The organism is Pseudomonas sp. NPDC089422, from assembly GCF_044749405.1.
GTDB lineage: Bacteria > Pseudomonadota > Gammaproteobacteria > Pseudomonadales > Pseudomonadaceae > Aquipseudomonas.
Genome location: NZ_JBIVHW010000012.1, coordinates 61,866 through 79,966 on the forward strand (window position 1 = coordinate 61,866; position 18,101 = coordinate 79,966).

At 62.9% G+C, this 18,101-nt stretch carries 19 protein-coding genes, 1 tRNA gene and 1 pseudogene; 13 read left to right on the forward strand and 8 right to left on the reverse strand.

The window, feature by feature from the left end:
• Positions 1-12 precede the first annotated feature (12 nt).
• The 3 genes from ACIPZ8_RS21500 to ACIPZ8_RS21510 all read right to left on the reverse strand — a co-directional run bounded on the left by ACIPZ8_RS21500 (position 13) and on the right by ACIPZ8_RS21510 (position 4,121).
• Positions 13-1,176, reverse strand: coding sequence for a PilZ domain-containing protein (locus tag ACIPZ8_RS21500; protein ID WP_400727227.1), 1,164 nt, complete (start codon positions 1,174-1,176; stop codon positions 13-15).
• Positions 1,177-1,192: 16 nt separating this feature from the next.
• Positions 1,193-2,722: a glycosyltransferase gene (locus ACIPZ8_RS21505; protein ID WP_400727229.1), complete on the reverse strand. Its 1,530-nt coding sequence runs from the start codon at positions 2,720-2,722 to the stop codon at positions 1,193-1,195.
• Positions 2,723-2,813: 91 nt separating this feature from the next.
• The gene (locus tag ACIPZ8_RS21510; RefSeq protein WP_400727232.1) at positions 2,814-4,121 is read right to left on the reverse strand and encodes a nucleotide sugar dehydrogenase; all 1,308 of its coding nucleotides are present in this window, start codon (positions 4,119-4,121) and stop codon (positions 2,814-2,816) included.
• Between the two features lie 526 nt (positions 4,122-4,647).
• On the opposite strand from ACIPZ8_RS21510, the gene ACIPZ8_RS21515 reads away from it, so the two are divergent.
• The 5 genes from ACIPZ8_RS21515 to ACIPZ8_RS21535 all read left to right on the forward strand — a co-directional run bounded on the left by ACIPZ8_RS21515 (position 4,648) and on the right by ACIPZ8_RS21535 (position 8,303).
• A complete protein-coding gene (locus ACIPZ8_RS21515) occupies positions 4,648-5,037 on the forward strand; it encodes a helix-turn-helix domain-containing protein (RefSeq protein ID WP_400727234.1) in 390 nt (129 codons plus the stop codon).
• 63 nt (positions 5,038-5,100) lie between these two features.
• Positions 5,101-5,739, forward strand: a complete 639-nt coding sequence (gene uvrY / locus ACIPZ8_RS21520) for a UvrY/SirA/GacA family response regulator transcription factor (RefSeq protein ID WP_054884910.1) — start codon at positions 5,101-5,103, stop codon at positions 5,737-5,739.
• A gap of 6 nt (positions 5,740-5,745) precedes the next feature.
• Entirely contained in the window at positions 5,746-7,569 is a 1,824-nt protein-coding gene (gene uvrC, locus ACIPZ8_RS21525; protein ID WP_400727238.1) for an excinuclease ABC subunit UvrC, read from the forward strand.
• 33 nt (positions 7,570-7,602) lie between these two features.
• A complete protein-coding gene (pgsA, locus tag ACIPZ8_RS21530; protein ID WP_027920568.1) occupies positions 7,603-8,163 on the forward strand; it encodes a CDP-diacylglycerol--glycerol-3-phosphate 3-phosphatidyltransferase in 561 nt (186 codons plus the stop codon).
• A gap of 64 nt (positions 8,164-8,227) precedes the next feature.
• Positions 8,228-8,303 (forward strand) — tRNA-Gly (locus ACIPZ8_RS21535).
• Between the two features lie 81 nt (positions 8,304-8,384).
• Here the strand turns inward: ACIPZ8_RS21535 and ACIPZ8_RS21540 are convergent.
• Positions 8,385-8,549, reverse strand: a complete 165-nt coding sequence (locus tag ACIPZ8_RS21540; RefSeq protein WP_400727241.1) for a hypothetical protein — start codon at positions 8,547-8,549, stop codon at positions 8,385-8,387.
• Positions 8,550-8,688: 139 nt separating this feature from the next.
• Here ACIPZ8_RS21540 and ACIPZ8_RS21545 point away from each other — a divergent pair, with 139 nt between their 5' ends.
• From ACIPZ8_RS21545 to ACIPZ8_RS21565, 5 genes and pseudogenes are all read left to right on the forward strand, one after another.
• Positions 8,689-9,036, forward strand: coding sequence for a metalloregulator ArsR/SmtB family transcription factor (locus tag ACIPZ8_RS21545; RefSeq protein WP_400727244.1), 348 nt, complete (start codon positions 8,689-8,691; stop codon positions 9,034-9,036).
• 21 nt (positions 9,037-9,057) lie between these two features.
• Complete coding sequence (locus ACIPZ8_RS21550) at positions 9,058-10,341, forward strand: arsenic transporter (RefSeq protein WP_400727247.1); 1,284 nt, start codon at positions 9,058-9,060, stop codon at positions 10,339-10,341.
• Positions 10,342-10,369: 28 nt separating this feature from the next.
• A complete protein-coding gene (locus tag ACIPZ8_RS21555) occupies positions 10,370-10,840 on the forward strand; it encodes an arsenate reductase ArsC (protein WP_400727250.1) in 471 nt (156 codons plus the stop codon).
• Between the two features lie 96 nt (positions 10,841-10,936).
• Positions 10,937-11,038 (forward strand): annotated as a pseudogene (locus ACIPZ8_RS21560) (arsenical resistance protein ArsH); the annotation flags it as partial.
• Positions 11,039-11,209: 171 nt separating this feature from the next.
• Complete coding sequence (locus ACIPZ8_RS21565) at positions 11,210-11,602, forward strand: NUDIX hydrolase (RefSeq protein WP_400727253.1); 393 nt, start codon at positions 11,210-11,212, stop codon at positions 11,600-11,602.
• Between the two features lie 94 nt (positions 11,603-11,696).
• Here ACIPZ8_RS21565 and ACIPZ8_RS21570 read toward each other — a convergent pair whose 3' ends face one another.
• From ACIPZ8_RS21570 to ACIPZ8_RS21580, 3 genes are all read right to left on the reverse strand, one after another.
• The gene (locus ACIPZ8_RS21570; protein WP_400727256.1) at positions 11,697-12,518 is read right to left on the reverse strand and encodes a helix-turn-helix domain-containing protein; all 822 of its coding nucleotides are present in this window, start codon (positions 12,516-12,518) and stop codon (positions 11,697-11,699) included.
• Between the two features lie 2 nt (positions 12,519-12,520).
• Entirely contained in the window at positions 12,521-12,739 is a 219-nt protein-coding gene (locus ACIPZ8_RS21575; protein ID WP_400727259.1) for a hypothetical protein, read from the reverse strand.
• 80 nt (positions 12,740-12,819) lie between these two features.
• On the reverse strand, positions 12,820-13,893 hold the full coding sequence (locus ACIPZ8_RS21580) for an NAD(P)-dependent alcohol dehydrogenase (protein WP_400727262.1): 1,074 nt from the start codon (positions 13,891-13,893) through the stop codon (positions 12,820-12,822).
• Between the two features lie 198 nt (positions 13,894-14,091).
• Here ACIPZ8_RS21580 and ACIPZ8_RS21585 point away from each other — a divergent pair, with 198 nt between their 5' ends.
• Positions 14,092-15,018: a universal stress protein gene (locus ACIPZ8_RS21585; protein ID WP_400727265.1), complete on the forward strand. Its 927-nt coding sequence runs from the start codon at positions 14,092-14,094 to the stop codon at positions 15,016-15,018.
• A 27-nt stretch (positions 15,019-15,045) separates the two neighbouring features.
• Here the strand turns inward: ACIPZ8_RS21585 and ACIPZ8_RS21590 are convergent, their stop codons facing one another.
• On the reverse strand, positions 15,046-15,594 hold the full coding sequence (locus ACIPZ8_RS21590; protein ID WP_400727268.1) for a GNAT family N-acetyltransferase: 549 nt from the start codon (positions 15,592-15,594) through the stop codon (positions 15,046-15,048).
• A gap of 180 nt (positions 15,595-15,774) precedes the next feature.
• Here ACIPZ8_RS21590 and ACIPZ8_RS21595 point away from each other — a divergent pair, with 180 nt between their 5' ends.
• Together ACIPZ8_RS21595 and ACIPZ8_RS21600 are read left to right on the forward strand one after the other, a co-directional pair.
• The gene (locus ACIPZ8_RS21595; RefSeq protein ID WP_400727271.1) at positions 15,775-16,701 is read left to right on the forward strand and encodes a universal stress protein; all 927 of its coding nucleotides are present in this window, start codon (positions 15,775-15,777) and stop codon (positions 16,699-16,701) included.
• The gene (locus ACIPZ8_RS21600; RefSeq protein WP_400727274.1) at positions 16,692-18,059 is read left to right on the forward strand and encodes an MBL fold metallo-hydrolase RNA specificity domain-containing protein; all 1,368 of its coding nucleotides are present in this window, start codon (positions 16,692-16,694) and stop codon (positions 18,057-18,059) included. The genes ACIPZ8_RS21595 and ACIPZ8_RS21600 overlap by 10 nt, the downstream gene beginning before the upstream one ends.
• Positions 18,060-18,101: the final 42 nt, after the last annotated feature.

The window sequence follows — 18,101 nt, forward strand, 5'->3', positions numbered from 1 at the left end:
CGTCCTCGGCGCTTAGCGCGCTGCGCCGAACGGCAGGCCCATGAACAGGTCCACCGCCACCGCTTTCTGGTAGGCAGCGGCCGGCAGCGGGCTGTCAGGCTGGATGGTCAGCGCCAGGTTGCGGTTGACCTCGTCGACCCGGGCGTCGACCACCTTGCCGCTGTAGTGCTGGTCGAGGCCGAACACCTGCATGTCCACCGACTTCACCCGGTCGACATCGGCGAGCTTGTCGAACGGCACGTTGGCGCGCACGAACAGGCCCTGGTCCTTGGGCAGCAGGTGCATCAGCGGGGCTTCCTTGTAGCCGTAGCCGTCCAGGCGCTGGTTCGGGTAGTAGACCGTGCAGTCGCACGGGCTGTTGATCACCGTCTCGATGGTGGCGCGGCCGAGCAGGGTCTGCAGGTCGCCCGGTGACAGGTCGGCAACCGCCTTCATGTCGGCCGGGCTGGTGAAGCTGGTGGCCAGCTGCGTGGAGACGCTGGCCAGCGGCTGGCCGGCCTGCACTTCGGTGGCGCCGGCGGGCAGCAGGTACTTCACATAGCCGTTGTCGGGCATGCTGATGACCTGGGCGTTGGTCGCCACCTGGGCCTGCAGTGCCGGGATGCGGAAGAACAGCAGGTAGCCCTTGTAGCCGACGAAGGCCAGCGCGGCGACGCCGGCGGCGGTGTACAGCAAGGTGCCGGTCAGGGCCTTGAGGCGGGCGCTCGGGGTGCGTGCGCTGGCGTACTTGTGCTTGCGCTCCTTGATGTAGTTCTCGCGCTGCATGACATTGAACAGGCCATTGATGTCGGCAATCTCGCCGGACATGTAGGCGCTGATCAGGTAGCGCAGGATGTCGCGCTTCTGCGCATCGAGCTCGACGAACTGCGCGCCCACTTCGCTGCCGCGCTGGGAAACGATGCGGATCTTGCTGTCGATGTTCAGGTCCACCTGGTTCAGGCGCAGGCGGATCGAGGCGTCGTACAGTGTGCCGACTTTCAGCGGCGCGTCGTGGGTCAGGCCCAGGCCACCCAGCGAGATGTCCTGCAGGGCCACTTCGAACGGGGCCTGCCCGGCACTGGCCAGGCGCACCCGCGCGTTCATCCGGGTGCGCACGTACTGGCGCTCGTCGACCGCTTCGTGGACGATGTTGGCCGCTGTCTTGCCCGGGGCCGCGGGAATGTTCGTGGTACTCATGTGCAGGCGCCTTTCCTTAACGTTGCGAGAGTTCTAAAAGAACGGTGATGACCCCGAAGAAGATGGCGATCGACGAGCACAGCATCGCCTTCGAGGACCAGCGGTTGAGGCTGGCGTCAAAGTCGACGCTGCCAGTGGCCAGGGTGGTCTTCTGCCGCGTCCAGCTTTGCTGGTCCATGTGGAACATCGCGTAGACCTTCATCAGCGAACCGACGATCTGGTTGTAATAGAGAACGAAGGGGTACATCGGGCTGACCGGGTGGCCGGCAAAGACGAACAGCACCGTCACCAGGCTGCGCGAGATCAGTACCCAGAACAGGTACACCAGCAGGTACTGGATGCCGAACACCAGGCCGGCCACCACCGAGGCGGTCAACCCCATCAGGCAGGTCCACATCGACACACGCTGGTCGAACAGCACGTACAAGGTGAACAGCCCCAGGCGCGCGCGGCCGAGCAGGGCGGTGGCGCGGAAGTTCTGCCGCAGCGAGTTGCCGTACCAGCGGAACATCAGCTGGCGGGTGGCGATCCAGAAGCTGTCGCTGGGCGGGTGCTCGACGGTCAGGGTGTGGCTGTCGGGCACGTAGAAGGTGTTCCAGCCGGCGCGCATCAGGCTCAGCCAGCTCGACTTGTCGTCACCGGTGAGGAACTGGAAGCGGCCCAGGCGCCAGTGTTCGAGGAAGTCGGCTTCGACGTCGCGGATGAACTCGGGGTCGGTCATCACTTCGGCGCGGAAGAACGACAGCCGCCCGGTCAGGGTCAGCACCCGGTGTGACAGCGCCATCGAGCACATGTTGATGTGGCGCTGGACGAAGCGCATCGAGTGCCACTGGCGCATCCAGCGGCTGCCTTCGACTTCGCAGAATTCATTGGTGGTCAGGCCACCTACGTCTGGCAGCACGGCGAACAGCTTGACCGCACGCTCGACACAACCGGGCAGCATCATGGTGTCGCCGTCGACCACGCCGACCACCGCGTCATTCAGCGGCATCTGCCGCGACAGCGCACGGAAGGCATGGGCCAGACCGTCACGCTTGCCGGTGCCACGGGCGCGAACGATCACCAGCTTGATGTCGTCGCGGTCCTTGACCTCGTTGCGCATGATCTCCTTGATGAAGGTCTCGTCACCTTTCTCGACGATCGAGGCGATCACCGTGCACGGCACGTTCAGCCGTTGCACTTCCTGGAACACTGACTGGTAGACCTTGAACGTGGTCGTGGTGGGGATGCGGAAGCTGGTCACCACCATGAACATGTGCGAGGGCAGTGCGGCATCGCCCAGGCGGTCGACCTGCCGGCGCAGGCGCGGGAACTTCCAATGCAGGAAGTACATGCCGCGCAGGTAGTGGACGATGGCGTTGCCATAGCGCCACATGCCCAGCGTGCCGATAATGAAAATGAACAGGTGATGGTTCGGGTCCAGGTACTGCGGTGCGACCATCTCCGACGCCAGCGCGATCAGCCCGGCGAGGCACGCCCAGCCGAAGAAGCTGGCGCCTGCGCGCAGGTAGCCGGGTGCCACGAAGGGCGGTTGCTGTCGATCCATGTCGCCTTGACTCCTGTTTTTGCGGTGCCCGCGCGCCACCCCGCCCAGGCGTAAGCCTGTGGTGGGTGGCGCGCGGTAGGTGCCGGGTCGGTTACCAGCAGATGCCTTGGGTGCGGCTGTCGCTCAGGCCGGGCATGAAGCCGACCAGGTCGATCACCTGTTTGCCGTGGCCGGCTTGCAGGGCGCTGGCAAAGCGCGGGTCGTTGTTGCCCAGGACGATCACCTCGGCGTCATCGATCACCTGTTGCAGGTCGCTGTGCAGCAGCGACGAAACATGCGGGATCTTCGCTTCGATGTATTCCTTGTTGGCCCCGTGCACCCGGGCGTACTCGACGTTCTCGTCGAAGATGTGCAACTGGTAGCCCTTGCCGATCAGGCGCTCGGCCAGTTCCACCAGGGGGCTTTCGCGCAGGTCGTCGGTGCCGGCCTTGAAGGCCAGTCCGAGCAGGGCGATCTTGCGTTTGTCCTGGCGCTCGATGAGGTCGAAGGCGTTCTGCACCTGCGAGGCGTTGCTGGCCATCAGCGAGTCGAGCAGCGGCGCCTTCACATCCAGGCTGGCGGCACGATAGGTGAGGGCGCGCACGTCCTTGGGCAGGCACGAGCCGCCGAAGGCGAAGCCCGGGCGAAGGTAGTAGCGCGACAGGTTGAGCTTGTGATCCTGGCAGACCACATCCATCACCTCGCGGCCATCGACGCCAGCAGCCTTGGCGATGTTGCCGATCTCGTTGGCGAAGGTAACCTTGGCCGCGTGCCACACGTTGCAGGTGTACTTGATCATCTCGGCGACTTCGATCGGCTTGCGGATAACCGGTGCGTCGAGCTCGCTGTACAGCGACGCGAGGAGGTCGCCCGACTGGCTGTCGAGTTCGCCAATCACGGTCATGGCCGGGAAGTCGTAGTCCTGGATCGCCGTGCTCTCGCGCAGGAATTCCGGGTTGACCGCCACGCCGAAGTCGACGCCGGCCTGTTTGCCCGAATACTGCTCGAGGATCGGCACCACCACGTTCTTCACCGTGCCTGGCAGCACGGTACTGCGTACCACCACGGTGTGGCGGCTGCCCTTGTCGCGCAGGGCGCTGCCGATTTCCCGGCAGACCGCTTCCATGTACACCAGGTCCAGGTCGCCGTTCTTCTTGCTCGGGGTGCCGACGCACAGCAGCGACAGGTCCGTGGCGAGGATCGCCGCCTGCACGTCGGTGGTGCCGCGCAGGCGGCCCTTGCTGACGCCGTCCTGCAGCAGCTGTTCCAGGCCCGGCTCGACGATGGGCGACTTGCCCTGGTTGATCAGTTCGATTTTCGCCGGGGAAATGTCCACCCCCAGCACATTGTGGCCGCGGGCCGACAGGCATCCCGCGCAGACGGCGCCAACATAGCCAAGTCCAAAGATACTGATGTTCATAGGTCCCTCTCCCTGGGGCACGGCAAAGCCGGCCGAGATACATCGTTCATGAAGTTGTCGAAATGGCAGACGCGCAGAAGTAAGCCGCGCTCGGAAGTGGCGTTGCAGGCTGTTTCTTAGTTGTCTTTTTACAGCCTAAAGGCGTTTTTATTTTTATTGCAAGCCTTGATATTCGCTTATTTGAAAATAACTTACACCTTCTCTGTGAAAGTTAAAAAACCGTTGTAAATCAATAAGTTAAAGTTGTTGTTAGTTGGGCGTCAAAAAAATGATAATCCGCTTCGTGGCAATAAAGTGACGCCAAAGGCGTGGCGCCCTGGCGGTTTCTGCCTCGTGCTTTGCGGCCTGGAGTGCACGGCCGGGGCGTATAAAACCCCTGTAAATCAAGGCCCCGCAGGGCAGGCTGGTGGCGCAATACTGGCTTGCGACGCTGGCCGCTGATGGGCATAGTGACTCCACAGTCTGCATCTGCTGACAGGATTGTGAGCGGAACCCATGACGGCAAAGGAATCAGGAGAAACGTCATATGAAAGGACTCGGTCCACGTCTGCGGGAAGAGCGTGAACGGCTGGGCATGACCCAGCGGGTATTCGGTGATATCGGCGGCGTCGAGCCCAATGCCCAGGGTAAGTACGAGAGCGGTGAGCGCACGCCGCGGGCGGACTACCTGGCGGCACTGGCGATCCGGGGGGTGGATGCGTTGTATGTGCTCAGCGGTGAGCGCACGCCGGCACCGCTGGAAAGCCTGTCGCCGGACGAAAGCGGTCTGCTGGGCGCCTTTCGGCGATTGCCGGCGGCCGACAAGGCGGCGTTGTGGCATCTGTTGGGACGCCTGGTGGGTGAGGGCAGCAGCAGTGAGCCAGCACGGAAACCGCGTCCTGAGCGTCAGACGTTTCTGACGGAAGTTTTACGCTAGGTCCGCTATGAAAAATTTTGTTAAGGTGGCGGGATCCAATCGCCCTGTTGACGAGGTGTCTGCTTGATTAGGGTCCTAGTGGTCGACGATCACGATCTGGTTCGAACCGGTATTACCCGCATGCTGGCCGATATCGACGGCCTGCAGGTGGTGGGTGAGGCGGATTCGGGCGAGTCGGCACTGAAACTCGCCCGGGAACTGAAGCCTGACGTCGTGCTGATGGACGTGAAGATGCCTGGGATCGGTGGCCTGGAAGCCACCCGCAAGCTGCTGCGCAGCCACCCTGACATCAAGGTGGTAGCGGTTACCGTGTGTGAAGAAGACCCGTTCCCCACCCGCCTGATGCAGGCCGGTGCCGCCGGTTACCTGACCAAGGGCGCAGGGCTGGACGAAATGGTCCAGGCCATTCGCCTGGCATTTGCCGGCCAGCGCTACATCAGCCCGCAGATTGCCCAGCAGTTGGCGCTCAAGTCGTTCCAGCCGCAAGCGTCGCCGTTCGATGCGCTGTCGGAGCGGGAAATCCAGATCGCCCTGATGATTGTCGGCTGCCAGAAAGTGCAGATCATCTCCGACAAGTTGTGCCTGTCGCCCAAGACCGTCAATACTTACCGTTATCGGATCTTCGAAAAACTCTCGGTCACCAGCGACGTCGAACTGACCTTGCTGGCCGTTCGCCACGGTATGGTTGACGCAAGCCTGTAAACCTTCATGTCACAAGTCTTTGATGCCAGCGCATTCCTCGCGACCTGCAGTGGTCGCCCGGGCGTTTACCGGATGTTCGACGCCGAGGCGCGCCTGCTCTATGTGGGCAAGGCCAAGAACCTCAAGAAGCGCCTGGCCAGCTATTTCCGCAAAACCGGCCTGGCGCCGAAAACCGCCGCGCTGGTGGGGCGCATCGCCCAGGTCGAAACCACCATCACCGCCAACGAGACCGAGGCGCTGCTGCTCGAGCAGAACCTGATCAAGCAGTGGCGCCCGCCGTACAACATTCTGTTGCGCGACGATAAGTCCTATCCGTACGTGTTCCTGTCGGATGGCGAATTCCCGCGCCTGGGCATTCATCGTGGGGCGAAGAAAGCCAAAGGGCGCTATTTCGGGCCATACCCCAGTGCGGGCGCCATTCGCGAAAGCCTCAGCCTGCTGCAGAAAGCCTTTTCCGTGCGCCAGTGTGAAGACAGCTATTTCGCCAACCGTACCCGCCCGTGCCTGCAATACCAGATCAAGCGCTGCAAAGGCCCGTGCACCAACCTGGTCACGGCCGAGGAATATGCCGAGGATGTGCGTCACTCGGTGATGTTCCTCGAAGGGCGCAGCCAGCAGTTGGGCAACGAACTCAACGAGGAAATGGAAAAGGCGGCCATGGCCCTCAATTTCGAGAAGGCCGCCGAACTGCGCGACCAGATTGCCTTGTTGCGCCGGGTCCAGGACCAGCAGTACATCGAAGGCGGCTCTGGCGATGTCGATGTGGTCGCCGCCTTCGTCAACCCGGGCGGTGCCTGCGTACACCTGATCAGCGTGCGGGGCGGCCGGGTACTGGGCAGCAAGAACTTCTTCCCGCAGGTGGGCATCGAGGAGGAGGTGGCCGAAGTCATGGCCGCGTTCCTGTCGCAGTACTATCTGGGCAATGCCGAGCGCGAGCTGCCTGGCGAGCTGATCGTCAACGTGGTCCACGAGGACTTTGAGGCCATCACCGAAGCCGTGCAGAGCCTGCGCGGTCGCGAGCTGACCATCAGCCATCGCGTGCGCGGCACCCGTGCGCGCTGGCAGCAACTGGCGGTGACCAACGCCGAGCAGGCGCTCAATGCCCGCCTGGCCAACCGCCAGCACATGGCCGCACGCTTCGAGGCTTTGGCCGAAGTGCTCGGCCTGGATGAAGTGCCGCAGCGCCTGGAATGCTATGACATCAGCCACTCCAGCGGCGAAGCCACGGTGGCCAGCTGCGTGGTATTCGGCCCGGAGGGCCCGATCAAGTCGGATTACTGCCGCTTCAACATCGAAGGCGTCACCGGTGGCGACGACTATGCCGCCATGCACCAGGCCCTGACCCGCCGTTACGGGCGGATCAAGGACGGCGAGGGCAAGTTGCCCGACGTGCTGCTGGTGGACGGCGGCAAGGGCCAGCTGAACATGGCCCGCGAAGTGATGCAGGAACTGGCCTTCACCGACCTGACCCTGCTCGGCGTGGCCAAGGGCGTGACCCGCAAGGCCGGCTTCGAGACCCTGTACCTCAACGACGTGGCCCACGAGTTCACCCTCAAGGGCGACAACCCGGCGCTGCACCTGATCCAGCAGATCCGCGACGAAGCCCACCGTTTTGCCATCACCGGCCACCGCGCCCGGCGCGGCAAGGCCCGCCGTACCTCGAGCCTGGAAGACGTCGCCGGGGTAGGGCCCAAGCGCCGTCGCGACCTGCTGAAACACTTCGGCGGCCTGCAGGAGCTCAACCGCGCCAGCATCGATGAGATCGCCAAAGCCCCCGGCATCAGTAAAAAGCTTGCCGAGTCGATTTATGCCAGCCTGCATAGCGAGTAGAATGCCGGGCTCAACCCGCAGCCAGTCGTACCGATGAATATTCCAAACCTGCTCACCGTTCTACGCGTCCTGCTCATCCCGATCTTCATCCTGCTGTTCTATGTGCCCTATCACTGGAGCTACATGGCCGCCAGCACGGTGTTCGCCATCGCCGCCGCCACTGACTGGCTGGACGGCTACCTGGCGCGTCGCCTGCAGCAGAGCACACCGTTCGGCGCCTTCCTCGACCCGGTGGCCGACAAGCTGATGGTGGCCGTGGCCCTGGTACTGTTGGTGCAGGTTCACGCCAACTTCTGGCTGACCCTGCCGGCGGCGGTGATCATCGGCCGCGAAATCGTCGTTTCGGCGCTGCGCGAGTGGATGGCCGAACTGGGCGCACGGGCGCATGTGGCGGTGTCCAGCCTCGGCAAGTGGAAGACCGCGGCGCAGATGCTGGCGCTGGTGATCCTGCTGGCCAACCCGCCGGTGGTGAGCTTCTGGGTGGTGCTGGGCTACGGCCTGCTGCTGGTGGCGGCAGCACTGACCCTGTGGTCGATGGTGCACTACCTGCTGGCCGCCTGGCCGCACCTGCGCGAAGGCTCCGAGCAGAAATAAAACTTTTTTTGAATCAAGGGGTTGACGCCGTTTCAGATATCGCTAGAATGGCACCCATCACGACGCGGGAATAGCTCAGTTGGTAGAGCACGACCTTGCCAAGGTCGGGGTCGCGAGTTCGAGTCTCGTTTCCCGCTCCAAATAAAGATCTACAGGTTTCCACGGGGGTCTGTAAATCGTTGAAAAAGGGCCTTAGGGCCCTTTTTTCGTTCCAGCGAAAATCACTGATAACCGGCAGTATCCGGACGTTTCAAGTCCAGGATCGCGTCCAGAACTGGAAAGCGCCCAATTCGCTTCTCCGGTATACCCCCCACATCGGCGATCGCGCCTTCCTTGACATCACCCGACATGTGCTCATGGGTGTGCCAAATCAACTGTTTCGTCATGCGCTGGTGCGTACGACCGAGCTAACCCCGCTGCTAAGCAGACACCGTACTTCATGGCGGTCAGCAGACCACCCAGAAGTGCTTGCACGCCACATATGGAAATTCGTATATTCGATTTTCCATATGTATTGGTGTCGCCATGATTACCCCGCCTGATGTCTTCAAGAGCCTGTCCGACGAGACCCGTGCTCGCGCCACCCTGCTGATCGCCAGCCTTGGTGAGCTGTGTGTCTGCGAACTGATGTGCGCGCTGAACGACAGCCAACCCAAGATAAGCCGCCACCTGGCGCAGTTGCGCAGCAGCGGCATGCTACTGGATCGCCGCCAGGGGCAATGGGTGTATTACCGCCTCAACCCGGCACTTCCCGCCTGGGTACACGAGATCTTGCAGGCGACACTGCAAGCCAACGCGTCATGGTTGGCAGAGAACACCCTTCGCCTGCAGAACATGAACGGCCGCCCCGTTCGTGATGCTGCCTGCTGCTGATCATCACCGAGCGAGATATTCATGCTGGTCGCCATTGCCGTCTTTGTGTTCACCCTCATCCTGGTCATCTGGCAGCCCAAAGGGCTTGGAGTCGGCTGGAGCGCCGCACTCGGTGCCCTCATCGCCCTGGCGGTGGGTGCCGTTTCTGTGCACGACATCCCGACCGTGTGGGCCATTGTCTGGAACGCCACCGCCACCTTCATCGCCGTCATCATCATCAGCCTGCTGCTGGACGAGGCCGGTTTCTTCGAGTGGGCCGCGCTGCACGTGGCACGCTGGGCGAACGGCAGCGGAGGCCGCCTGTTCGCCTTCTGCGTACTGCTCGGTGCTGCCGTGTCGGCGCTGTTCGCCAACGATGGTGCGGCGCTGATCCTCACGCCCATCGTCATGGCGATCCTGCTCGCGTTGCGTTTCTCGCCTGCTGCGACGCTGGCCTTCGTCATGGCCGCTGGCTTCATCGCCGATACGGCGAGCCTGCCGCTGGTGGTCTCCAACCTGGTGAACATCGTCTCGGCAGACTACTTCGGGCTGGGCTTCAGCGAATACGCCTCGGTGATGGTGCCGGTGAATCTGGCCAGCGTGGCCGCAACCTTGCTGGTGCTGTTCCTGTATTTTCGCCGTGACATACCGAAGCAGTACAAGGTCGCGGCCCTGAAGATGCCCAGCGAGGCGATTCATGACCGCGCCACCTTCAACGTCGGTGGCGGGGTGCTGCTGATGCTGCTGATCGGCCTGTTCGCCCTGGAACCCCTGGGAATCCCGATCAGTGCGGTAGCCGCAGCCTGTGCGGCGATCCTCTTTGCCGTCGCCGCTCGCGGGCATCGCATCTCGACCCGTCGGGTGCTGCGCGAAGCGCCCTGGCAGGTGGTGATCTTCTCGCTGGGCATGTATCTGGTGGTCTACGGGCTGAAGAACGCCGGCCTCACCGATATGCTTACCCAGCTGCTCGACCGCCTTGCGCAGCAAGGGCTGTGGAGTGCCGCCATCGGCACCGGGTTGATTGCCGCATTGCTGTCCTCGGTCATGAACAACATGCCCAGCGTGCTGGTCGGCGCCTTGTCGATCCAGGCCAGCGAGGCGCAGGGACTGGTGCGCGAGGCGATGATCTACGCCAACGTCATCGGCTGTGACCTCGGCCCGAAAATCACCCCCATCGGCAGCCTCGCCACGTTGCTCTGGCTGCACGTACTGGAACGCAAGGGCATGCGTATCACCTGGGGTTACTACTTCAAGGTCGGCATCCTGCTGACGCTGCCGGTTCTGTTGATCACCCTTTCGGCTCTGGCGTTGCGCCTGAGCCTCTGACATCCGCCACCCAGCGGAGGAGTTCTTCATGCGAGTCCTGTTCATGTGCACGGCCAACAGCTGCCGCAGCATTCTTTCCGAGGCCATGTTCAATCACCTGGCGCCTGACGGGTTTGAAGCCGTCAGCTCCGGCAGTTTTCCGAAAGGCCAAGTGTTGCCTCGTAGCCTGACCACCTTGCAGCAGGCCGGTATCTCGACGGGTGGGCTGAGCAGCAAGGGCAACGACGCGTTCGAGGGTTGCCCTCCTGACATCGTCATCACCGTTTGCGACAAGGCGGCCGGCGAAGCGTGCCCGGTGTATTTCGGCCCGGCACTGAAGTCGCATTGGGGGCTGGAGGATCCGTCCGATGTCGTGGGTGATGAAGCGTCGGTCGACGCTGCATTCCGCGCCACGCTGGCGCGCATCGAATCGCGCTGCCAGGCCTTCTTCGCACTGCCTTTCGATCACCTCGACCGTGAGCAGCTCAAGCAAGAGCTGGACCGCATCGGTACCCTTTGAGCAAGAGGGAACATGTCCGAGCAAGTGCCTAATCTCGAGCTCGCGCTGTTCGATGTGCCGCCCGCGGCAACCCGTTTCAGCAAGCACAAACCGCGCATCCTGCTGCGCGACCGCCAGGCGTTCCTGGTCGATCGCTATTCGCAGCGCAAGGAAAACGCCGAGCAACTCTCTGCCCGGGTAAACCAGCGCTCAATCTGAGGCGATACCCAAACTGTACGATGGGTCGATACCTAGCGTTCGCGAATAGCAGCTACCGGCTGTGCCTCTGACGTTGAACGAATCGTCGAAATGATGAGTCTTCACGGAAGAGGTGCAGTTGCACTTTAGCGCTACGGTTACGAACCAGGTGATGAAGAGCAGAGCGTACGCATGGGGTACGAGAAAGATCGAAAGTTGAAGGCGAGGGCTACGATAATCTGCCTAAAGGGTGGCAAGATTCTCTTGGTTCGCAAGAGGAGCGGAAAGTGGAACTTTCCAGGCGGAGCCATCGAGGCGGGCGAGACCGCTATCGAAGCCGCTGCCCGTGAACTTCGGGAAGAGACCTCTATTGCAGGACACAGCCTGCTGTCTTTGTGCACCGTGAGAGTTGGCAACACCGTACACCATGTCTTCACTACCCAGCTTCATGACGACGTTAAGCCAGTTGCTTGCAATGAGATAACCGCTTGCAAATGGGTCCCCCGAAACAAGCTCGACTCCTCCCTATTGAAGACTACCGCCGCTGGGTTGATAGAAACGCAGCTACCAGCGCTAATCGCTTAGAACCAACAACTTACTGACGATACCTCGCCTCGCTGAGTGGGAGGCTCGTGAAAAACCGTCTGATTTTCACGGGCTACGAGTCTGTCCGCCCTGTTCAGCGTTTTGAAGATGGCGCTTTCAGGGCTTGCTTGCGTTCACTGTCAGGGCCGGCCTGCTCGAGCGCCATCAAGGCTGGCATGTCGAGTATTTCCACCAGCCTGCCGCGCAGGCTGACGATGCCTTGCGCACGCAAGCGGGCGACGGATCGACATACGGTCTCCAGGCGCAGGCCCAGGTAGGACGCCATGTCCTCGCGCGACATGCGTAACATGAAGCCATGGGCGGAGTAGCCACGGTTGACGAAGCGCCTGGACAGCCCGACCAGAAAACTGGCCAGGCGCTGCTCGGCGGTGAGGTTGCACAGCATCAGCACGCGCTCGTGCTCACGCACGATCTCCCGGCTCATCAAGCGGTTCAGGCTTTGCTGCAATACTGGAAAATCGCGTGCCAGCGCTTGCAGGCGACGATACGGGACCGGGCAGACTTCGCTGTCTTCCAGGGCGATCGCGTCGCAGACATGGTGGTCGGTGGCGATGGCGTCCAGGCCGAGCACGTCACCCGGCATCCAGAAGTTGATCACCACACCCTGGCCTTCGGCGCTGTTCAGGCTGGTCTTGAAACTGCCACAGCGCACGGCATAGAGCGTGGTCAACGGCGCATTGGCGTTGAACAGCGCCGCGCCTTTGCGGATGCGCATGCGTGGCCCGATCAGCGCGCCCAGGCAGCTGTTGTCATGCAGGGGCAGACCGGTGGGCAGGCACAAGCCGCTGACCCGACAATCGCGGCACAGCGTGTCCAGGGGTTTCAGGTGAACCGGTGGGGACGTCTGTAACAAAGCAGGCTGCTCGAGCAACGTGACTTTCAGTTGGCCAGACATGTTCAGGCCTCCTTCGCACATCGCAGATCCGCCCGGACCGTCACGCCTGGTCGGGGCGACCAATCCGCCAGCATGTCCAGCGAATGGGGGGCGTTGAGGCGGGCGTTGAGCCGCTCGACAAACTGTCGGGCTTCAGCGGCCGTGCCGAAACTTACCCGCCAGTCGTCCATGCGGACCCAGCAGCGGTTCTGTTCGGTGTTGTTCTCGACGTAGACGTTCATGGGTGCCTCCGGAGCATGCATGGGCAAGAAAACTGCTGAACAATGCAAACAAAGGCGTCCCTGCCTCCAGCGCGCGAGGGTCAAGGCGTAATCGCCACTTTCATCACGCCATCGCGCTGGTGGGCAAACAGTTCGTAGGCGGCTTCGATGTCATCGAGGCGCATGCGGTGCGTGACCAACGGTGAAACGTCGACCCGGCCGCTGGCGACTACCGCCATCAACCGACGCATGCGTTCCTTGCCACCGGGGCACAAGGTCGTGATGATGCGGTAATCACCCAGGCCCGCGGCGAACGGGCCCAATGGTATGTGCAGGTCGGCGCTGTACACGCCCAGGCTGGACAACGTGCCGCCCGGCCGCAGCACCCGCAGCGCTGCCTCGAAGGTGGCTTGCGTGCCCAGTGCTTCGATGGCCACATCCACGCCGCGCCCGCCGGTGAGCGCCATGATCTGCTCGACCACGTTGCCCTGCCTGAAATCGACGATGTGATCGGCGCCCATGCGGCGAGCGACGTTGATCCGCTCGGGCACGGTATCGACGCCAATGATGGTGGTCGCGCCGAGCAACCGGGCCCCGGCTACCGCGCACAGGCCGATCGGCCCCAGGGCGAACACGGCCACGGTGTCGCCCAGGGTCACGCCACCGCGTTCGGCCCCGGAAAAACCGGTGGACATGATGTCCGGGCACATCAGTACCTGCTCGTCGCTCAGCTGATCGGGAATGGGCGAGAGGTTGGCCATGGCGTCCGGCACACGCACGTATTCGGCCTGGCATCCATCGATGATATTGCCGAACTTCCAGCCGCCGATGGCCTTGAAACCATGGGCGGTGCCGGCGCCGTCCTGCGAGCTGCAGCCACACAGGCAGGCGTTGCTGTGGCCGCTGGGGGTGATGGCGCCGGCGATGACCCGCTGGCCTTCATGGAACCCCTGCACCTGCGAGCCGAGCTTTTCGATCACGCCCACCGGCTCGTGGCCGACGGTCAGCCCCTTGGCCACCGGGTACTCGCCGCGCAGGATGTGCACGTCGGTGCCACAGATCGTGGTGGTGGTGATGCGCAGCAAGGCGTCCAGGGGGCCGATATCGGGTACGGGTTTTTCGTCCAGCACGATACGGTTCCTGTCGACGAACACTGCTGCTTTCATGAGCGCCATGGCACGCCTCCGGGGCCGGAGATTGTTGTTGATACGGGGGTATCGTGCGCCCGGCAATCGGCGATACGTTGATCCTCGTCAAGTTTGCGTGCTGCGGGAAATACCGTTGGTCCGTGGAGCGTCAGTTGACAAACGTCAAGTCTGCAAGGCACGGGTAAACGATGCTTCGGGTACGTATCGCAACCGCAGAGGTGTGCCATGGAAACCCCGCAAAGACTGCTGTTGATCGCATCGCCGCTGATGCGCCGAACCCCCGTCTACGACCGAGCCGCAGCCTTGGCCAAGGCCAAGGGCATGGCGCTGCACATCGTGGCGTTCGATTATGTGGAAGGGCTTGCCACGGCGGGCCTGGTCAATGACCAGGCGCTGGCAGTGATGCGCGAAGGCTACGTGCAGCAACACCGGGAGTGGCTGGAAAACCAGGCGCAGCCGATGCGGCGCAACGGTGTCACAGTCACCACTGAAGTGGTGTGGGTGCAGCACCCCTTGAACGAGATCCTGGTGCACCTGCGTGAACAGCCGTTCGCCCTTCTGATCAAGGCGTTCGAGCATGAGCCCTGGTGGGCGCGTGCCATGTTCACCTCGCTGGATATCCAGCTGCTGCGCGAAACCCGCATCCCGTTGCATCTGGTGCACAAGGCCAGCCATGCGTTACCGCGCAGGATCCTGGCGGCCGTGGACCTGTCCCGGCCCGAGGATCAGTTCGAAGGCTTCAATGACCAGATCATCAGCGAGGCGCTGAAACTGGCGCTGCAGTGTAGCGCGCAGATCGAATTGCTGTATGCCTACGACCTCAGTTCCATGTACCTGGACGCCGGCGGCAGCCGGGAGCATTCGTTCCTGTTCGATTCCAACCTCGCCCGGACGCTACACGAAGCCCAGAGCGACGCCTTTCAGGCCCTTGCCGAGCGCAATGGCATTGCCGTCGAGCACCGCCACATGCGCATCGGCGACCCGGCCAAGGTCCTGGCCGTGTTCATGGACAACAATGATATCGACGTGCTGGTCATGGGCAGTTATCACCACCATGGCGTCGGCTGGTTCATCGGCAGTACTGCCGAGCGGGTGTTGCATCGCTTGTCCAGCAGTGTGCTGGTGATTTCCCCCGAGCATTCCCAGGGGTGAGGTACAAGGCCCGCAAGGGCCTTGTTTTCAGGCCCGCAGGTCCAGTTCGTGGAGAATCTCGCTGACATCGCCGCCCAGGTAGCGTGAGCTGAACCCCAGCGCCTTGGTCAGCCGGTGCATGGCGTAATTGTTCGCCAGGTCCCTGGAAGTCATGCACTCATAGCCACTGCGCCGCGCCGCGTCGATCAGGTGCCGCAGCAAGTGCGTACCCAGGCCTTTGCGCTGCCAGTCCTCATGCACCGCTACCGCACACTCGCAGCGCGGGCTGCCCGGTATGCCGGCGTAACGGCTGACGCCAATCTGCTGCAAGCAGCCGTCGACGTGAGCCAGCGCGATGTAGGCCATGCGCTGGTGATAGTCGACCGGCATCCCTTGCGGGTCCAGGCTGGGCAGGCCGCCACTGAGCCCAGCGATGAAGCGGAAGCGCCGAGCCTCGTAGGCGATCGAGCTGAGAAAACGCCTGTCGCGGTCGTGATCCTCCTCGCGCAGCGGGCGGATCAGCACGGGCGTACCGTCATGAAGCTTTTCGACCCAGTGCTCGCAGGCGTCCGGCTCTTCAGTCTGCTGCGTGTTCATGGTGCCTCCCGTTACCCGTATAGATGCCTGAAGCCGTTGTAACGTGGCGCGCCGCCGCGGTTCTGACAATCGTCAAGTTCGGGCCGGATCACCTGTTTCTGATCTGCATCAAACGCCAGCGCGCCAGCGCTCGGAAAATCCCCTCATCACATCCCAGTCGCGCAAGCCTGGAGGTTCATCATGGGTCAGTTTCGACAATTGCTGGTGCTGCTTACCGAAGTCGATCCCCATTCAGCCGCGCTGCGCAGGGGGCTGGCGCTGGCGCATGTCAGCGGCGCCAGCGTGCATGTGCTGGGGTTGTTCGAACCGAGCGAGGAGCACCTGCTGCGCGAAGAGCGCCTGAACGAGGCTGATATCAAACGCCAGTACGACCACTACAGCGTGCAATTGCGGGCGCTGGTCGAACGCCACCGAGGCAGCGGTGTGACACTGACGGTCGACAGCCTGGCCGCCGACGATATCCGCAGCGAGGCCATCGACTACATCAGCGAACTGCAGCCAGACCTGGTGATCAAGGACAGCGAATCCGCGTCGGCCCTGGCGCGGCTGTTCGGTACCCCGCTGGACAGTGCGCTGATGCGCGGTTTCAAGGGGCTTACCCTGTTCGTGCCGAAAGCGGCCGTTTCATTGCCTCGGCGCGTTCTGGTTGCCGTGGATACCTGTTTCAGCGAGACGCCAGAGGTTCAGGAACGGTTCAATCGAGGGCTGATTCGCGTCGGCCAGGCGCTGGCACTGCAGTGCGATGCCGCGTTGCATCTGCTGTCGGCCTACAACCTGGCCGGGGTGTTCGCCGCGGACATGAACGTCACCCAGGCGTGGATCGACGAGATGCGCGCGGCGCTGCAGGAGCCCTTCAACGCCTTGGCCGAGGCCGAAGGGGTGGCGCTTGACCGCCGACACTTCATGGAGGGCGGCCCGGTGCAGGTCATTCGCGAACAGGTCGTGGCCCTGGAAGTCGACGCCGTGGTGATGGGCGTGGTGCAGCCCAAAGGGCTGGACAAGCTGCTGGGCGACACCACTGAACGCATCGTCGGGCACCCGCCATGCAGCGTGCTCGCGGTTCATCCCCATGTGTTCGAAACCCAGGAGCCTTGGCCATGCAACTGACCTTTCTCGGCGGCACCGGGACGGTGACCGGCAGCAAATTCCTGTTGACCCGCGACAGCACGCGGATACTGGTGGACTGTGGGCTGTTCCAGGGCTACAAGCAATTGCGCCTGCGCAACTGGGAACCCTTGCCTGCGGCACTGCGGGCGCTGGATGCGGTCGTGCTGACCCACGCCCATCTCGACCATAGCGGCTACCTGCCAGTATTGGCCAGGGAAGGCTATAGCGGACCGATCTATGCCACCCCGGCAACCTGCGCCCTGGCTGAAGTGCTCCTGCTCGACAGCGCGCGGCTGCAGGAAGAGCAGGCCGAACATGCCAATCGCCACGGCTATTCCAAGCACACCCCGGCGCGGCCGCTCTATACCGAGCAGGATGCGAAGCAGGCGCTGGCCCTGTTGCGCCCGGTGGAGCTGCATCAGGCAACGCCGATTGCCGAAGGCATGGACCTGCTGCTGCGCACGGCTGGCCATATCCTGGGCGCGGCGACGGTACAGATCAGTGCCGAGGGCCAGACCTTGGTCTTCTCGGGTGACCTGGGCAGGCCGCAAGACCCGATCATGCGGGCACCGGAGCTGATCCGCACGGCGGATGTGCTGCTGGTGGAGTCCACCTATGGTGATCGCCAGCACCCGGCAGAATCGACCGAGCAGTATCTGGCCCAGGTCATCAACCAGACCCTCCTGCGCCATGGCATCGTCCTGGTGCCTTCATTCGCTGTCGGGCGCGCCCAGCTGCTGATGTATTACCTCTACAAGCTCAAGCGTGACCGGCTGATCCCGGATATCCCGGTGTACCTGAACAGCCCGATGGCCACCGATGCCACCGCCCTGTATCAGCAGTTTCGCAACCAACATCGGCTACCGGCGGCGGAGTGCGCCGCGATGTGCAAGGGCACACGGATCATCCGCACGGTCGATGAGTCCCGCCACCTTGACCAGCTGCGCGAGCCGTCGGTGATCATTGCCGCCAGTGGCATGGCCACCGGTGGCCGGGTGCTGCACCACCTGAAGGCGCTGGCCCCCAATCCGCGCAACAGCATCCTGTTCTCCGGTTTTCAGGCGGGAGGCACGCGCGGCGCCGATATCGTCGCTGGCGCCCACAGCGTCCGCCTGCAGGGCGAAGACGTGCCCATCCGGGCGCAGGTACATGCCATGGAAAACCTCTCCGCCCACGCCGACGCCGACGAGATCATGGAGTGGTTGCGCGGTTTCACCCGGCCACCGCGGCAGACCTACGTCATCCATGGCGAGCCACACGCCGCCGATACCTTGCGACGGCGCATCAGCCTGGAACTGGGCTGGCAGGTGTGCGTGCCGGAATATCAGGAAACCGTTGCCATCGACCCTGTGCGCTGAATCCGGCGCGGGAGGTAGTCATGAACACGCAAGCACGAGCGA

Bases quoted from the DNA above. Each gene is read 5' to 3' on its own strand.
- ACIPZ8_RS21510 (WP_400727232.1), bottom strand. From the start codon at position 4,121: ATGAACATCAGTATCTTTGGACTTGGCTATGTTGGCGCCGTCTGCGCG.
- ACIPZ8_RS21540 (WP_400727241.1), bottom strand. From the start codon at position 8,549: ATGACGAAACAGTTGATTTGGCACACCCATGAGCACATGTCGGGTGAT.
- ACIPZ8_RS21580 (WP_400727262.1), bottom strand. From the start codon at position 13,893: ATGGCGCTCATGAAAGCAGCAGTGTTCGTCGACAGGAACCGTATCGTG.
- ACIPZ8_RS21565 (WP_400727253.1), top strand. From the start codon at position 11,210: ATGGGGTACGAGAAAGATCGAAAGTTGAAGGCGAGGGCTACGATAATC.
- ACIPZ8_RS21600 (WP_400727274.1), top strand. From the start codon at position 16,692: ATGCAACTGACCTTTCTCGGCGGCACCGGGACGGTGACCGGCAGCAAA.
- ACIPZ8_RS21505 (WP_400727229.1), bottom strand. From the start codon at position 2,722: ATGGATCGACAGCAACCGCCCTTCGTGGCACCCGGCTACCTGCGCGCA.
- uvrC (WP_400727238.1), top strand. From the start codon at position 5,746: ATGTCACAAGTCTTTGATGCCAGCGCATTCCTCGCGACCTGCAGTGGT.
- ACIPZ8_RS21585 (WP_400727265.1), top strand. From the start codon at position 14,092: ATGGAAACCCCGCAAAGACTGCTGTTGATCGCATCGCCGCTGATGCGC.
- pgsA (WP_027920568.1), top strand. From the start codon at position 7,603: ATGAATATTCCAAACCTGCTCACCGTTCTACGCGTCCTGCTCATCCCG.
- ACIPZ8_RS21595 (WP_400727271.1), top strand. From the start codon at position 15,775: ATGGGTCAGTTTCGACAATTGCTGGTGCTGCTTACCGAAGTCGATCCC.
- ACIPZ8_RS21500 (WP_400727227.1), bottom strand. From the start codon at position 1,176: ATGAGTACCACGAACATTCCCGCGGCCCCGGGCAAGACAGCGGCCAAC.
- ACIPZ8_RS21555 (WP_400727250.1), top strand. From the start codon at position 10,370: ATGCGAGTCCTGTTCATGTGCACGGCCAACAGCTGCCGCAGCATTCTT.
- ACIPZ8_RS21515 (WP_400727234.1), top strand. From the start codon at position 4,648: ATGAAAGGACTCGGTCCACGTCTGCGGGAAGAGCGTGAACGGCTGGGC.
- ACIPZ8_RS21545 (WP_400727244.1), top strand. From the start codon at position 8,689: ATGATTACCCCGCCTGATGTCTTCAAGAGCCTGTCCGACGAGACCCGT.
- ACIPZ8_RS21550 (WP_400727247.1), top strand. From the start codon at position 9,058: ATGCTGGTCGCCATTGCCGTCTTTGTGTTCACCCTCATCCTGGTCATC.
- ACIPZ8_RS21575 (WP_400727259.1), bottom strand. From the start codon at position 12,739: ATGAACGTCTACGTCGAGAACAACACCGAACAGAACCGCTGCTGGGTC.
- ACIPZ8_RS21590 (WP_400727268.1), bottom strand. From the start codon at position 15,594: ATGAACACGCAGCAGACTGAAGAGCCGGACGCCTGCGAGCACTGGGTC.
- ACIPZ8_RS21570 (WP_400727256.1), bottom strand. From the start codon at position 12,518: ATGTCTGGCCAACTGAAAGTCACGTTGCTCGAGCAGCCTGCTTTGTTA.